The sequence below is a fragment of the Mesorhizobium qingshengii genome (assembly GCF_900103325.1).
In the GTDB taxonomy this organism is placed as follows: Bacteria; Pseudomonadota; Alphaproteobacteria; order Rhizobiales; family Rhizobiaceae; genus Mesorhizobium; species Mesorhizobium qingshengii.
In genome coordinates, this window is sequence record NZ_FMXM01000009.1 from 92,231 (window position 1) to 106,906 (window position 14,676).

18 protein-coding genes are annotated in these 14,676 nt (G+C 62.9%); 10 read left to right on the forward strand and 8 right to left on the reverse strand.

Annotated elements, in window-relative coordinates; all coding sequences use genetic code 11:
- Nucleotides 1-15 precede the first annotated feature (15 nt).
- The 3 genes from BLS48_RS16070 to BLS48_RS16080 are packed head-to-tail and all read left to right on the forward strand — an operon-like array spanning nt 16 to nt 2,536.
- Nucleotides 16-645 carry a DUF1285 domain-containing protein gene (locus BLS48_RS16070; RefSeq protein WP_091579080.1) on the forward strand — a complete coding sequence of 210 codons (630 nt, stop codon included), beginning with the start codon at nt 16-18 and terminating at the stop codon, nt 643-645.
- Entirely contained in the window at nt 645-1,277 is a 633-nt protein-coding gene (locus tag BLS48_RS16075; RefSeq protein ID WP_091579448.1) for a CoA pyrophosphatase, read from the forward strand. The genes BLS48_RS16070 and BLS48_RS16075 overlap by 1 nt, the downstream gene beginning before the upstream one ends.
- On the forward strand, nt 1,274-2,536 hold the full coding sequence (locus BLS48_RS16080) for a CCA tRNA nucleotidyltransferase (protein WP_091579082.1): 1,263 nt from the start codon (nt 1,274-1,276) through the stop codon (nt 2,534-2,536). The genes BLS48_RS16075 and BLS48_RS16080 overlap by 4 nt, the downstream gene beginning before the upstream one ends.
- Before the next feature lie 67 nt (nt 2,537-2,603).
- Here BLS48_RS16080 and BLS48_RS35950 read toward each other — a convergent pair whose 3' ends face one another.
- The 5 genes from BLS48_RS35950 to hemF form a co-directional block, all read right to left on the reverse strand.
- The gene (locus BLS48_RS35950) at nt 2,604-3,659 is read right to left on the reverse strand and encodes a S8 family serine peptidase (RefSeq protein ID WP_244529622.1); all 1,056 of its coding nucleotides are present in this window, start codon (nt 3,657-3,659) and stop codon (nt 2,604-2,606) included.
- Nucleotides 3,660-3,670: 11 nt separating this feature from the next.
- A complete protein-coding gene (locus BLS48_RS16090) occupies nt 3,671-4,225 on the reverse strand; it encodes a hypothetical protein (RefSeq protein WP_244529624.1) in 555 nt (184 codons plus the stop codon).
- Between the two features lie 332 nt (nt 4,226-4,557).
- Entirely contained in the window at nt 4,558-4,743 is a 186-nt protein-coding gene (locus tag BLS48_RS16095; protein WP_091579087.1) for a DUF1059 domain-containing protein, read from the reverse strand.
- 230 nt (nt 4,744-4,973) lie between these two features.
- Complete coding sequence (locus BLS48_RS16100; RefSeq protein ID WP_091579451.1) at nt 4,974-5,234, reverse strand: DUF1344 domain-containing protein; 261 nt, start codon at nt 5,232-5,234, stop codon at nt 4,974-4,976.
- A gap of 313 nt (nt 5,235-5,547) precedes the next feature.
- Complete coding sequence (hemF, locus tag BLS48_RS16105; protein WP_091579088.1) at nt 5,548-6,462, reverse strand: oxygen-dependent coproporphyrinogen oxidase; 915 nt, start codon at nt 6,460-6,462, stop codon at nt 5,548-5,550.
- Nucleotides 6,463-6,631: 169 nt separating this feature from the next.
- Between hemF and BLS48_RS16110 the strand changes: the two genes are divergently transcribed.
- Nucleotides 6,632-6,889, forward strand: coding sequence for a hypothetical protein (locus BLS48_RS16110; RefSeq protein ID WP_091579453.1), 258 nt, complete (start codon nt 6,632-6,634; stop codon nt 6,887-6,889).
- 27 nt (nt 6,890-6,916) lie between these two features.
- Here BLS48_RS16110 and soxR read toward each other — a convergent pair whose 3' ends face one another.
- Together soxR and BLS48_RS16120 are read right to left on the reverse strand one after the other, a co-directional pair.
- Nucleotides 6,917-7,360 carry a redox-sensitive transcriptional activator SoxR gene (soxR, locus tag BLS48_RS16115; protein ID WP_091579090.1) on the reverse strand — a complete coding sequence of 148 codons (444 nt, stop codon included), beginning with the start codon at nt 7,358-7,360 and terminating at the stop codon, nt 6,917-6,919.
- A 131-nt stretch (nt 7,361-7,491) separates the two neighbouring features.
- Nucleotides 7,492-7,950: a tRNA (cytidine(34)-2'-O)-methyltransferase gene (locus BLS48_RS16120; protein ID WP_091579091.1), complete on the reverse strand. Its 459-nt coding sequence runs from the start codon at nt 7,948-7,950 to the stop codon at nt 7,492-7,494.
- A gap of 284 nt (nt 7,951-8,234) precedes the next feature.
- Here BLS48_RS16120 and BLS48_RS16125 point away from each other — a divergent pair, with 284 nt between their 5' ends.
- From BLS48_RS16125 to BLS48_RS16145, 5 genes are read left to right on the forward strand one after another with little or no spacing between them, the layout of a single operon-like run.
- Nucleotides 8,235-8,792 carry a hypothetical protein gene (locus BLS48_RS16125; protein WP_167365105.1) on the forward strand — a complete coding sequence of 186 codons (558 nt, stop codon included), beginning with the start codon at nt 8,235-8,237 and terminating at the stop codon, nt 8,790-8,792.
- A gap of 29 nt (nt 8,793-8,821) precedes the next feature.
- Entirely contained in the window at nt 8,822-10,708 is a 1,887-nt protein-coding gene (locus tag BLS48_RS16130; RefSeq protein ID WP_091579093.1) for an ABC transporter ATP-binding protein, read from the forward strand.
- The gene (locus BLS48_RS16135) at nt 10,705-12,588 is read left to right on the forward strand and encodes an ABC transporter ATP-binding protein (RefSeq protein WP_091579095.1); all 1,884 of its coding nucleotides are present in this window, start codon (nt 10,705-10,707) and stop codon (nt 12,586-12,588) included. Before BLS48_RS16130 ends, BLS48_RS16135 begins: the two co-directional genes overlap by 4 nt.
- Before the next feature lie 3 nt (nt 12,589-12,591).
- Nucleotides 12,592-13,071 (forward strand): GNAT family N-acetyltransferase, encoded by a 480-nt coding sequence (locus BLS48_RS16140; RefSeq protein ID WP_091579096.1) that lies wholly within the window; start codon nt 12,592-12,594, stop codon nt 13,069-13,071.
- Between the two features lies 1 nt (nt 13,072).
- Nucleotides 13,073-13,384, forward strand: a complete 312-nt coding sequence (locus tag BLS48_RS16145; RefSeq protein ID WP_091579098.1) for a DUF6665 family protein — start codon at nt 13,073-13,075, stop codon at nt 13,382-13,384.
- 61 nt (nt 13,385-13,445) lie between these two features.
- On the opposite strand, the gene BLS48_RS16150 is transcribed toward BLS48_RS16145, so the two are convergent.
- Nucleotides 13,446-13,790 (reverse strand): cupin domain-containing protein, encoded by a 345-nt coding sequence (locus BLS48_RS16150; RefSeq protein ID WP_091579100.1) that lies wholly within the window; start codon nt 13,788-13,790, stop codon nt 13,446-13,448.
- A gap of 315 nt (nt 13,791-14,105) precedes the next feature.
- Between BLS48_RS16150 and petA the strand changes: the two genes are divergently transcribed.
- Nucleotides 14,106-14,666, forward strand: a complete 561-nt coding sequence (gene petA, locus BLS48_RS16155; RefSeq protein WP_091579102.1) for a ubiquinol-cytochrome c reductase iron-sulfur subunit — start codon at nt 14,106-14,108, stop codon at nt 14,664-14,666.
- Nucleotides 14,667-14,676: the final 10 nt, after the last annotated feature.

The following is a 14,676-nucleotide window of genomic DNA, read 5'->3' on the forward strand; positions in this document are numbered from 1 at the left end:
GACTATTTCGTGACCATGACGGAACACTCCGAACATCGCGAACAAAGCCTTACGAGCGCCACCGAGGCGCGCGGTCTCGAGGCGCTGATCTCGCGCGCCGCCCGCGCCGGCAAGGGCGCCGCGCCGGTGGAACGCTGGAATCCCGACTTCTGCGGCGATCTCGACATGGAGATCAAGGCCGACGGCACCTGGTTCTATTTGGGCACGCCGATCGGCCGCATGCCGCTGGTGCAGCTTTTCTCCTCCGTGCTGCGCAAGGACGCAGACGGCAGGACCTATCTGGTCACGCCTGTGGAAAAGGTCGGCATCCGCGTCGCCGATGCGCCGTTCATAGCCGTCGAAATGGATGTTTCGGGCAGCGGTGACGCACAAGCCATCACCTTCCGCACCAATGTCGGCGATGTCGTGGAAGCCGGGCCGGAGCGGCCGCTGCGCTTCGTCGACGAGAGCGAAACCGGCGGGTTGAAGCCCTATGTGCTGGTGCGCGGCCGGTTGGAGGCGCTGGTGGCGCGGCCGGTGATGTACGAGCTGGTCGGGCATGGCGAGGAAATCGAGATCGGCGGCAAGGCAATGTTTGCCGTGCGCTCGAAGGGCGCGGTGTTTCCGATCATGCCGGCGGACCAGCTGAAGCGGCTGAGTGCGTGATGGACCAGACGACGCCGAGGCCGTTTTCGTCAGCCGATTTTCGCGCGCGCTTCGCCGCGCAGCCGGATGCGCATGCCGGCGACGACTATGGCGATCATCGCTTCAATCCTGGCCATCCGCGCCTTAGCCAGGCCAAGGCGCTGCGCGATGCCGCGGTGCTGATCCCGGTGGTCGATCACGACGGCGACGCGACGGTTCTTTTGACCAAACGGGCCGAAAAGCTGCGCAGCCATTCGGGGCAGGTGGCCTTTCCCGGCGGCACCATCGATGCCGCCGATGCCAGCCCGGAAGCGGCGGCGCTGCGCGAGACCTTCGAGGAGATCGGCCTTGGCCAGGATCGCATCGAGATCATTGGCCGTATGCCCGATTACGTCGCCGGCAGCGGCTATCGAATCGCACCGGTGCTGGGCATCGTGCGGCCCAGTTTCCAGCTGACGCTCAACGCCGACGAGGTCGACGCCGCCTTCGAAGTGCCGCTGCGCTTCCTGATGGACCCGGCCAATCACAAGCGCGACAGCCGCATGTGGAACGATCTCGAATGGTTCTTCTACGATATGCCTTATGGCGACCGGCGCATCTGGGGCGTCACCGCCGGCATCATCCGCACGCTCTATGAAAGGCTCTATGCGTGAATGTCTCTATCGCGGGCAGGGCCGACTGGCTCGGCAATATGCATCTGCAGCGACTGCTGTCCGTTCTGGCGGAGGTCGGTGAAGAAGCACGTGTCGCCGGCGGCGCCGTGCGCAACGCGCTGATGGGCCAGCCGGTCGCCGACATCGACATCGCCACCACTTGCCTGCCGCAGGAAACCATCCGCCGCGCCGAGGCGGCAGGCTTCAAAGCGGTGCCGACCGGCATCGAGCACGGCACGGTCACGGTGATCGCCGGCGGCAAGCCTTATGAGACCACCACCTTGCGCGCCGACATCGAGACCGACGGCCGCCGCGCCAAGGTGTCGTTCGGGCGCGACTGGAAACTTGACGCCGAGCGGCGCGATTTCACCATCAACGCGCTCTATGCGCAGGCCGACGGCACGGTTGTCGACCTGATCGGTGGCGTCGCCGACATCGAGGCGCGCCGGCTGCGCTTCATCGGCGATCCGGAAGCGCGCATCCGCGAGGATTATCTGCGCATCCTGCGGTTCTTCCGCTTCTTCGCCTGGTACGGCGACGGCCGGCCGGACGCCGAAGGGCTGAAAGCCTGTGCCCGGCTGAAGGATGGGCTGGTCCAGCTTTCGGCCGAGCGCATCTGGGCCGAACTGAAGAAGCTTCTGTCGGCGCCCGATCCGTCGCGGGCGCTGCTGTGGATGCGCCAGGCCGGCGTGCTGACCAGCGCGCTGCCCGAGAGCGAGAAATGGGGCATCGATGCCATCCATGGAGTGACCAAGGCCGAGAAGGATCTGGGCTGGGCGGCGGATCCGCTGCTCAGGCTGGAGGCGATCGTGCCCCCGGATGCGGCGCGCATGAAGACGCTCGCCGACAGGCTGAGACTGTCGACGGCGGAGGCCGAACGCCTGCGCCAATGGGCGCTTGCCACTATCGTCGAGCCGAAGACGACCGAGAGCGAGCTGGCGAAAAGGCTCTATCGCGGCGACCGGCAGGGCTTCGTCGATCGTCTGCGGCTATCGCTGGCCGCAGCCCGGGTGCGTGCCGTCGAGGACAATGACGCTCTGCTCGAAGCCGGCGGCTTTTCGCGCCTGCTGGCCTTTGCGCTCAAATGGGAAAAACCGCTGTTTCCGCTGAAAGGTGCCGATTTGACCGCGCTCGGCGCCGTTCCTGGGCCGAAGCTTGGCGAAATCCTCAAGAACCTCGAGGCGGAATGGATCGAAGCCGGATTTGCCCCCGATCGCGACGCGTTGCTTGAACGTGCCGCGAAGGCGCTTGAAACGTAGAGCAGCTCACCGTTTCACGGAAAGGGCAAACCGAGGCGGCGATTTGGCCGGGCGAAGCTTCGCCCGTCTACTTGATCGCTACGGGAGCCAGGGCGCGCGAAAGGCTTGCCTCGCCCTTGCCATAGACGGCGGCGCTGTAGTTGACCAGCGTGTCGGTACGAGCCGTGTTGAGCAGATCGTTGGTGATCTGCGTCGCGGTGGCCTTGGTGAATTTGCTGCCGATGATCGCAGCGTATCCCGAAATGATCGGCGCGGCGAAGGAGGTGCCATAAAGGCCTGTCTTGTCTCCGGTAACACCGACCACAAGGAAGTGGCTTTGCACAAGCGTGTTCGAGCCGGCATAGTTGGAGTACCAGGCAAGCTGGGCCTTGTTGGATGTCGTGCCATTCGTGGATAGGGCGCCGACGAAGATCGCCGAGGCTTTGCCAACCAGAGCGAGGTCGAGATAGTCCTGCTGACCGCCTGTGACACCGCCCACGGCAACCGCATCGTTGCCCGCTGCCTTCGAAACAACGGCCGTTCCTTTGGTGGCATAGGAGATGATGGAGGCTTCCTCGGGACTCCATCCGATCTGGTTCAGGCGGTAGCCCGCTTTGGCGTACATGCCATAGCTCAGGTTGAGCACGTTCAGGCCGGGCGCCAGGCTGACGGCCGAGCTTGTTGAGAAGTCCTTCGACCTGATGGTCGCGAAGGGCGCGATCATGCTGGCTTCCTCGCGCGTCCATTCACCGTGGCGCTGGGTTTGAACCCCGACACCGAAATTGCCGGAGAAGCGCGACGTACTGGAGAAATCATCGACGATCGTAATCGTGACGCCCTTGCCCTTGTATCCCGCAGCCCAAGCGGCGCCTACGTCGGGGCTCATCCACCCCTGCACCGCTTGTGTGCCCGCGGCAGGGATCGTTGCGCTCACGCATGTGGACAGGCCGCCGCCGTGGCACAGCGCGGCCATCTCGTCCGCATTGACCGCCTCCTGTGCCGACGCCATCGACGCCGACAGGATGGTGAGAGCCGTGGCGATACCAAATTTCAAGCAACTACCTGACATGCTCTTACTCCGTTCAAACAAGAACCAAGACGGGCGATCGCCAATTTCGGAGCGAGATGATTTTCTCATTTGCATCCTCCCGGCGATCAGAAAGTAACACGGTAATTCAGCCAGAGGTGCTGGCTCTCCGGTTTAGCGTTAACCAGATATTTCAAGGTTTCCTCTGGCGCCATTTCGCTGGCCGCGAGCCGGCAATTGACGCTGTAGGTGCCCAAATCGCCGTAGTTCGCTTCGCAGGGCTTTTCAGTGAGGTTGCCGCCGATGGTCGCGGTGAGCGACAAGGAAAAAGTGCTGTTCGCACTCGGGTGCATCTGCGTGAGGAAACCAAGCTTGAGGCTGGGCTCGATGCGATACTTCTCGCCTTCTTCTCCGGTGCCAAATCCCCAAAGGATGCCGGTATCCTCCGTGATCTGGGTCAGCAGGTCGACGTGCATGTCGACCCAGCTGGCGCGGTACCATTGGTTGAACGATACCCGGCTGCCGTTCTGCAGTTCATAACCGCCGTCGCCCAGGCCTCGCGCGCGATCGCTGAGCGGCGAGCCCTGATGGATGTCGACCAGCGATGTCGTCATTTCCTGTGCAATCGCCGGAGACGCCGCAAGGAGCCCGTACAGCAGGAGCGCCGTCGTGCGGAAACTCACTCGATTGCCGGACCTTCCGCGCATGCGCGAAATACCTCGCCCCACCGATTCCGGACCAGTGCCTGGTGGCGACGGACTTCTCTTGCAGCCCACTGTAGCCGGATTATTCGCCCGACAGTGGCACGGGTTCGGTTACCGCAGGGTTTATCTTAGCTGATACAAATATGATTTTTTGGCCCCGCAGGGTCTGTGCCCGCGCCGCGTCGTTCAGGCGGCGCGCTTGATCAAATCGCCCGCGAGGGCATCAAGTGCCGATCGCGGGCGTCTCAGCCAACGTTCATTGTCTGCTGGTGCCCGTTTGCCGTAGCTGACAAGCCCAGGCGGCGCAAAACCTACGCGGCGTCGCGGACCTTCTCGATGCGCGAGCGGATCGCCTCGATCATCGTCTCGCGGATGACCGTCTCGCCATGCGTCTCGCGCATGTGATCGACAGCACGGCGCATGACCTCGGCCTCTTCGTCGGCACGTGTGTGCCAGTCACAGCCGGGAACGAGCGACCCGCAGTGAAATTCCTTCATGGGATTCTCCTTTTCCTCCGTGGAGCCTGTTCGAGGCTCCGGCACTTTTTTGGCTCATGTCCAATTCCAGGATTGGATCTTCGGACCACGAGCGGGTGGGCAGCATAACACAGATGGGGTGGTGTTAGTTGCGGTCAACGGCAAAAAGGCGGAGCAGCGCTGCTCCGCCTTCTTACGCTACCCCAAAACAGGGCCAGACATCGTCTCGTCCTGCTCGGGCGGACCGGCCATCACTTCACGATCTTGACTGCCTCGGCAACCTTGTTCTTGCCGCTCATGTCCCATGAGACTCTGACCTTCTCACCGACCTTCAGGCCAGGATCCTTGAAGGTCTCGGGAAGCGTAAAGGTAGATCCGTTGTCGAGCACAAGGCTCATGGCCGTCGCGTCGAAGGTCTTGATCGTTCCGGTGGTGTGCTTGACGGCGGCGAACGCCACCGAACCGGAAGCGAGAAGGGCAGCCGCTGCAGCCGAAACAATGATCTTGCGCATTGCGAAGTACTCCTGGAAAGGAGCGGGCATCCTTTTGACGAGGATGTCCCGCATCGTCTGGGCCGTCCGGTCGCGTCGGGTCGCGGCTCGCCTTGTCTTGACGCAATTCCGAACGGGAAACCGTTTCGCACTTTCCCGGAATTGCGCTCAGGCGAACCGCCGGCGCTTCCCGACCCGACCCGACAAATAGGCCAGTCTTTTCAAGCGCCTATTAGACGAAAAAGAAATCTTTCGAGGCACCGTGTGCCACATTCCATGCCCATTTCGAGCGAATGGGACATCAATGCGACCTCACATCCTACTCACCATTTTGTTACGGCCATCGAACCTCTGGCGGCAGGCTGGAGAGGATGGAGGCGACATTGCCGCCAGTCTTCAGGCCGAAAATGGTGCCGCGATCGTGAAGCAGATTGAATTCGACGTAGCGGCCGCGGCGGATGAGCTGTTCGTCGCGGTCGCCGTCGGTCCAGTTCTCGTTGAAATTGGCGCGCACGAGATGAGCATAGACAACGAGAAACGAGCGCCCGACATCCTGGACGAAGTTGAAGTCGGCGTTCCAGCCGCCTTTGTCATCACCCGAATGCAGCCAGTCGAAGAAGATGCCGCCGGTGCCGCGCGGCTCGTTGCGGTGCGACAGATAGAAGTACTCGTCGCACCAGGCCTTGAATTTCGGGTAGTCGGCCACGTCGGCGTTCTTCTCGCAAGCAAATTGCATGGCGCGGTGGAAGGCGATCGTATCGGGATCGTCCTGGCTGCGGCGGCGATCGAGCACCGGCGTTAAATCGGCGCCACCACCGAACCATTGTCTGGATGTGACCACCATGCGCGTGTTCATGTGCACGGCCGGAACGTTGGGGTTCCACGGATGCGCGATCAGCGAAATGCCAGATGCCCAGAAGCGCGGGTCTTCCTCGGCGCCTGGCATCTGCTTCCTGAATTCGGGTGAGAACTCGCCATGGACGGTCGAGGTGTGGACGCCGACCTTCTCGAAGACGCGGCCATGCATCATCGACATGGTGCCGCCGCCGCCGCGACCCTCGTCGCGTTCCCAGGGCGCCTTTTCGAAACGGCCGGGTGACCATGAGGCCAGCGGGCCCCCAAGATCCTGCTCGATCTGTTCGAACCCAGCGCAGATGCGTTCGCGCAGCGCCTCGAACCACAACCGCGCCTTCATCTTCTTCTGTTCGATGTCGGCGGGCAGGCCTGCCGGTATTTCGGGTCGTTCCAAGTGCCGTCTCCGGTTGCGGGCGGCGAGTCCTACAAATGACTCGTCTTTTGCCGGCGCGATCCCTAATCTCTTAAGGGACAGGGTCAAGTCACTTTGGTTTCGCGCATGATCCTTTCCGAAACTCGATTCCGATTTCGGGGTCATGCGCTACGGTGCAAGGAGTTGTTTCGTGCGCACCCCGGCAAGACCGCCGCTGGATGGCCTGAAGAAAAGGCTCGACCAAAGCCGGGCCGAGCGTGCGCGCATGCCGCGCGACGGGTTCCTGCGCGAGACCTTCCTGCTGCCGCGCTCCGATGCGCGGCTCAAGGCCAAGGAATGGTTCGATCGCTTTCCCAAGCAAGCCTACTGGACCGAGATCGAAAGCTGGTTCGAGCGCCCGGGGGACCTCATCGAATTCACCATCAGGCGATTGCCGGCGGCTGACTGAAGCGCGGCATGCTCCCGGCAAGGGGGCTCAGTCCGCCACCAGTCGCCTTGCGCCGGTGCCTTCCCTTGCCAGTCGGTCGCCCTTGTTCCTCAGCGGGCATTTGTCGATCGACATGCAGCCGCAGCCGATGCAGTCGGTCAGCCCGTCGCGCAGTTTCTTCAATTGGGCGATCTTGTGGTCGAGCCCGTCGCGCCAGGCGGTCGACAGCAGGCTCCAGTCGTCGCGCGTCGGCGTGCGGCCCTCTGGCAGGGATGCCAAGGCTGTGCCGATCTCGGCCAGCGAGATGCCGACCTCCTGCGCGACCTTGATGACCGCCACCCGCCGCAGCACGTCGCGGCCGTAGCGACGCTGGTTGCCCGATGTGCGGTGGCTGCGGATCAGGCCGCGGGCCTCGTAGAAATGCAGCGCCGACACCGCCACTCCGCTGCGCGCGGCCACCTGGCCGACCGTCAATTCCGTTACCGGTGCCATCCCTGATTTTTCCGCTCTGATTTTTTCCGCTTGACCTCAAGTTAAGTTGAGCTTGTAGCGAAGAAAGCCTGGATGCGCAAATGTAGGAGAAGGCGATGTGCGCCTGGGTGAAGATGACGGGTGGCGAACTCCTATCCGAGCTGCCGGATGGCTTCGCCCGCCACCATGGCGACGGACAACGCGACGTTGATGCTGCGCGCCGCGCCCTGCATGGGGATGGTCAGCCGCGCATCCGCCGCCTGATGGACAGGATCCGGCACGCCTGCGGATTCGCGGCCGAACAGGAGAATGTCTCCCTTGGCGAAGGCGAAGCTCGTATAAGCGGTCGAGGCTTTGGTCGACAACAGCACCAGTCGGCGCGAGTCCGCCTTGCGCCAGTCCTCGAAGGCGTGCCAGTCGACATGCCGGGTCAGGTCAGCCATTTCGAGGTAATCCATGCCGGCTCGCTTGAGCGCCCGGTCGGAGAGCGGAAATCCGGCCGGTTCGATGATATCGACGCCGAGCCCGAGGCAAGCGGCGAAGCGCAGGATTGTACCGGTGTTGCCGGCGATATCAGGTTGATAGAGCGCGATGCGGAGACGATCGTTCATTTCCGCGTCCTTCTAATAAGTGGCAGATCGGCCACAGCGGCTTCGCGGTTTTGGAAATTCCTGGACCTGCGGGTGGCCATTTTCTGCGAAGTCGGGTATGTCAGGTCCATTGTCAACCCGAACCGATGGAGGGGTAATTCATGATGACCATGCACATCCAGCGCCCCTCTCGTGGGCTTACCTGCCTGCTGGCGGTTTCGGTACGACGATTCTCCTGACTCTCTAAGACTTGATCGCACCGATTCCCGCCGAAACGCTTTTTCGGCACCCGAAGGAATCCTGCGATGTTTTTCAAACTGTCAAAGGGGCTGAACGCCCCGCCTGAACATGTCCAGACCGATGCTTGCCGTCGTGTCCAGACCGACGCAATGCGCGCCTCCGGCCGAATGCCGGCGGACGATGTTGCTTCGCCTTTTTATCTCTATTTTCATACGGAGGACGGATCGATGTTCGATCCCTACAGAATACCTGGCTCGAGGAGCCTGCATATCCACCGGCTGCCGACCTGGGCGCTGCTGATCGGCGACACCTATTCGTCGGCCGTTCACGCCGAGGTCCGCCGCCGCCCGCATCGCGGCATGCTGCCGGATGTCGATTTCTCGCGTGCGGTTCCCGACCCGAGCCGGCCGTCGCTGGTGCGCCGGATCATCCGGCTGGTGCGGCCCGGCCCGAAAATCCGGGTCGTGGACAATTCGCCGTCAGGATCGTCAAGCGCGGCTGTCGGCGAAAAGCCGGCGAACCCCTATATTGCGCGAAGCAGGGCCGACGGTCCGGAGGATTCCGGACCGTCGGCCCTCGACGCCATGCAGTCCGAGGACTTCGTACGTTCGCGCGCCGCGTAGGCGGAAAACAGATTTCATGAGCATGACCTATGTTGTTGTTTAGCTGGTTTGAAAAAAAGCTCGATCCGTTCCCGGCAGCGGAACCGGTCGAGCCGCCCAGGACGCTGGTTGCCTTCTGCCTGCACTACACGCGCGGCGCCTGGCCCTATATCCTTGTCGATGCGGTGCTGGTGACGGCTATCGCCATCGCGGAAGTGTGGATGTTCGGCTTTCTCGGCCGCATCGTCGACTGGCTGTCGGCCCAGAACCGCGAAACCTTCCTGCAGACGGAGGGTTGGAAGCTGGCCGGAATGGCCTTCATCGTGCTGTTCGCGCTGCCCGGCACGGTATGGCTGCATTCGCTGCTCAACCAGCAGACGCTGATGGGTAACTATCCCATGCGCATCCGCTGGCAGGTGCACCGCTACCTGCTCAAGCAGTCGATGAGCTTCTACCAGGACGAGTTTGCCGGCCGCATCGCCACCAAGCTGATGCAGACGGCACTCGCCGTACGCGAATGCGTCATCAAGGTGATCGACGTCTTGAACTACGTCATCGTCTATTTCCTGGGCATGCTGTTCATCGTCGGGTCGGCCGACTGGCGTCTGGCCGCTCCGCTCGGCGTCTGGCTGGTCGGCTACATCCTGTTGCTGCGCTACTTCATCCCCAGGCTGGGCAAGGTCGGCGAGGAGCAGGCCAATGCACGTTCGACCATGACCGGCCGCGTCGTCGACAGCTACAGCAACATCCAGACGGTCAAGCTGTTCAGCCATGCACGCCGTGAAGCATCCTTCGCCAAGGAGGGCATGGCCGGCTTCCTGGACACGGTCTACCGGTCGATGCGGCTGGTGACCGTGCTTTTCGGCTCGCTCTACATTCTGAACGCGCTGCTCTTGTTCTCGGTCACCGTCATCTCGCTATGGCTTTGGCTTGGGCAAGCCGTGACGATCGGCGCGGTCGCCGTGGTCATCGGCCTGGTGCTCAGGATGTGGGGCATGTCGCAGTGGATCATGTGGGAAATGTCGGGCCTGTTCGAGAACATCGGCACGGTCCAGGACGGCATCGCCTCGATCTCGTTGCCGCGGCTGGTCGAGGACAGGCCTGATGCAAAGGACATCACCGTTTCCAGGGGTGAGATCCGGTTCGAGGATATCCGCTTCCACTACGGCAAGCAGAAAGGCGTGATCGAAAACCTGTCGCTGGCGGTGAAGCCGGGCGAGAAGGTCGGCATTGTCGGCCGCTCGGGCGCCGGCAAGTCGACGCTGGTCAACCTGCTCTTGCGTTTCTACGATCTTGAAAGCGGAAAGATCCTGATCGACGGCCAGGAGATCGCGGCGGTCAAGCAGGATTCGCTGCGTGCGCAGATCGGCATGGTCACGCAGGACACCTCGCTGCTGCATCGCTCGGTGCGCGAGAACATCCTCTATGGCCGGCCCGACGCCAGCGAAGAGTTGCTTGTCGAGGCAGCGCGGCGCGCCGAGGCGCTGGATTTCATTGCCGGGCTTTCGGATGCCAATGACCGCAAGGGGTTCGATGCCCATGTCGGCGATCGCGGCGTCAAATTGTCCGGCGGCCAGCGGCAGCGCATCGCCATTGCTCGCGTTATGTTGAAGGACGCACCTATACTTATCCTTGACGAGGCGACGTCGGCGCTGGATTCCGAAGCCGAAGCGGCGATCCAGGAGAATCTCTACAAGCTCATGCAAGGCAAGACCGTCATCGCCATCGCGCACCGGCTGTCGACCATCGCGGCGATGGACAGGCTGGTGGTGATGGACAAGGGCCGTGTCATCGAGGAAGGTTCGCACGAGGAACTCGTCGCCAAGGGCGGGCTCTACGCGCAGCTCTGGCAGCGCCAGTCGGGCGGGTTCCTGCTCGAGGACGGCCCGGCCGACGCCGCCAATGACGCACTTGCAAAGGGCCAAGCTGCCGAATGATGACTGCCGTCTATCGCTGGTTCGAGAACTGGGTCTATCCGTTCAGGGAGCCGGCGAACCTTCGGCCACCATCGAGCGTTGGCGGCTTTCTCTGGCACTATGTCGGCCAGGCGAAGTTCGCCTTCTTTGCCATGCTGGTCATCGGCGGCATCGCGCCGCTGGTCGAAGCCGGCCTGTTCTACTTCGTCGGGCGGCTGGTCGATATTCTCGACCAGCTGCCCGGCGAACGCAGCTGGCATGCGCTGTGGAATGCCGCCGGTCCTGAACTGGTGTTCATGATCGCGGTGGTGCTGGTCATCCGCACCATCGTCGTCGGGCTGTCGGCGCTGGTCGACGAACAGACGATCACGCCCGGTTTCTACAATCTGGTGCGCTGGCAGGCTCACCGCCATGTGTCGCGCCAGTCCTACGCCTTTTTCCAGAACGATTTCGCCGGCCGTATCGCCACCAAGGTCTGGCAGGCCGGGCAAGCCACCGGCGACCTGATGGAAAGCTTCATCGAGGTCGTCTGGTTCATGGTCGTCTATACGGTGACGACGCTGGCGCTGGTCGCGGGGCTCGATCTCAGGCTTGCGGTGCTGGTGGTGATCTGGATCGTCGCGTTCGGCGGGCTGGCCAAGCGCTATCTGCCGGCAATCCGCAAGCACGCCGAGGCCACCGCCGAGGCGGGCTCGATGATCAACGGCCGCATCGTCGATTCCTATTCCAACGTGCAGACGCTGAAGCTGTTCGCGGCCGACGGCGACGACCGCTACATCAGGAACGGCTTCGACATCTATCTCGATGCGTTGCGCCCGTTCACCCGCCGGCTGACCGGCGTTCGCATGGCGCTGACGACGCTGTCGGGCATCATGATCACGGCGATCGGCTGCTTTGCCGTCTATCTCTGGGTCGAGGGCTCGATCACCGTCGGCGCGGTCGCCTTCACGCTGTCGCTGGTGCTGCGGCTCAACATGCTGCTCGGCCGGCTGATGATGCAGCTCAACAGCATCCTGCGGAACCTCGGCGTGCTGGAAAATTCCAAGGCGCTGATCTCGCAGCCGCTCGGCCTCACCGATGCGCCCGACGCGAAGGAGCTTGTCGTGGCCGGCGGACGCATCGACGTGAAGAAGGTCGAGTTCCACTACGGCAAGGGGTTCGGCGTGCTCAACGGCATCGACCTCGTGGTGCGGCCGGGCGAAAAGGTCGGACTGGTCGGGCCGTCCGGCGCCGGCAAGACGACGCTCGCCAACCTGATCCTGCGGCTTTACGATCTGGAAGGCGGATCCATCACCATCGATGGCCAGGACGTCTCCAAAGTCACGCAGAATTCGCTGCGTGCCAATATCGGCGTCGTCAGCCAGGACACCGCACTGTTCCACCGCTCGCTGCGCGACAACATCAAGCTCGGCATGCCCGATGCGACCGACGCCGAGGTGATTGCCGCGGCGAAGAAGGCCGAGGCGCACGACTTCATCCTGACCTTGCGCGACAACAGGGACCGTGCCGGCTACGAAGCCTTTGTCGGCGAACGCGGCGTCAAGTTGTCGGGCGGCCAGCGCCAGCGCGTGGCGATCGCCCGCGTCTTCCTCAAGGATGCGCCGATTCTGATTCTCGACGAGGCGACCTCGGCGCTCGATTCCGACATCGAGGCGGCGATCCAGGAGAATCTCGCCAGGCTGATGGAGCACAAGACGGTCATCGCCATCGCCCATAGGCTGTCGACGATCGCCGCACTCGACCGCCTCGTGGTGCTTGACGGCGGCCGCATCGTCGAACAAGGCACGCATGACGAGCTGGTGGCGCTCGACGGGCTTTATGCAAGGCTGTGGAAGCGGCAGTCCGGCGGCTTCCTCTATCACGAGGACAGCGTGCTCGAAGAAACGCGGCCGGCGGAGTAGGGCATGGGTGCATCGCCAGAGGTCGGCGCGGCGATCGGCTATGTGCTCAAGCGGCTCCGGCCAACCATGCCGGGCTTCGACGCGCTGAGGGAAGAGAGCCGGTCGGAAGGTTATTGGATGCTGGTGCGCCTGGCGGATGGCTGGGCAAGCGGCCGCAACAAGTTCCGGAAGCGGGGCGAGGCGCTGTTCGGGGCCTGGCATGGCCGGGAACTCGCCGGCGTGTGCGGGCTGAACATCGATCCCTATTTCGAGGGTAGGGAGCATGGCCGGGTCCGGCACCTGTTCGTCAGCGCGCGTCACCGCCGCAGCGGCCTTGGCCGAATGCTGGTCGAGACCGTCATCTACAGGGCACGTCACGATTTCGCCGTGCTCAACACCAGAGCACCGCAAGAAGCCTTCGGCTTCTATGAACGGCTTGGCTTTCAGCCGGTGTTGGGTGAAGAATTCGTCACGCACCGCATGTCGTTCGAAAAAGGGGGCTGAAATGTCCTTGCGTCCGTCATCTCATCTTGCCGGCACCTCGGCCGCCGAAGCCGCCTTCGACGCCCTTGGCCATGAGATCCTGGCCGAGAAGGCGGCGGCACTGGGCCGTGCCGGTCAGCGGGTCGAGGAAACGCTGGTCCGGCTGCGCGACAATGCCGACGAGCACCTGCGCGCCCGGCTTCTCAAGGAGGCCGCCGAGGCGGTTCACGGCTATTTCATCCAGCGCGAGCTGTGCGGATTGCGAAAGCACGACGCCGTCATCCGCGAATACAACATCCCGAAGGCGGTTCTGGTCAGGCTCGGCGCGAAATAGGTCTGTTTTGTTTGACCATGATCCTTGCCGAAAACCGGGTTTCCACTTTTCGGGATCCTGGTCACTCCAGCCACTCGGTAATGAACGTACCGTTCTCGTGGATGTCGGTCGTTTCCAGCGGACCCGGGCCGAGATTGGTGAATTTGTGTGGCGTGTTGGGTGGAACGATCAGGATCTGGCCGGCGGTGGCCTCGATCTCCTGGTCGCCGACCGTGAACAGGCCGGTTCCCTGGCGGATGATGAAGATCTCTGCGTAGGGATGCGTGTGCAGCCGCGGGCCGCCGCCCGTGTCGGGCAGATAGTTGAAGATCAGGCAGGAGTTGGAGCCGTAGGCGCCGCATTGCAGTTCGCCCTTCCAGTGGTCGGAGCGAACAGCCCATTCCTCGCGATCGATGACATGCGCCATGCGGCCAAGGATAGATCACACCGGTGTTGTGAGTCGAGGCAAACAAGAACACCGGATTTTGCTGATATTTCCCGGTTGTTTAGCGATGTTCGACGGCTATTCGACGTCGCTTTGCCCGGTGGCGGATTTTGTCCCCGCGACAATCTGCCCATGTGCCTTCACCCGTCTGGACAAAAACGGGCTTCACGCATAAACCGAAGTCCAAATGCCGGAGGAATTCGCTAGCCTGTTCGCCATGCGCTGTCGGGTTGGCGTGAATGAGCGGGGAACAAGGCTCGGCCACCGGCGCGGAAGAGGCGAAAGGATCAGGCACCCGTGAGCGCAACCGACATCCACGATCCCAACCGTCGAGACTTTCTCTACGTCGCCACCGGCATGGCCGCGGTGGTCGGCGCGGGTGCCTTCGCGTGGCCGTTCATCGACCAGATGCGCCCCGATGCCTCGACGCTGGCGCTCGCCTCGGTCGAAGTCGACGTCTCATCGCTGACGCCGGGCATGTCGCTGATCGTCAAGTGGCGCGGCAAGCCGGTCGTGGTGCGCAACCGCACCGAACAGGAAATGAAGGACGGCGAGGCGGTCAAGCTCGCCGATCTCAAGGATCCGATCGCGCGCAACGCCAATCTGCCGGCCGATGCCCCCGCGACCGACGCCAACCGCACCACGCCCGGCAAGGAAGCCTGGATGGTGATGGTCCAGGTCTGCACGCATCTGGGCTGCATCCCACTCGGCCAGGAAGGCGATTTCGGCGGCTGGTTCTGCCCGTGCCACGGCTCGCAATACGATACGGCCGGCCGCATCCGCAAAGGTCCGGCGCCCGAGAACATGGCAGTGCCGGTATTCAAGTTCATTTCCGATACCAAGATCCTTATCGGTTGAGGCAGGGGAT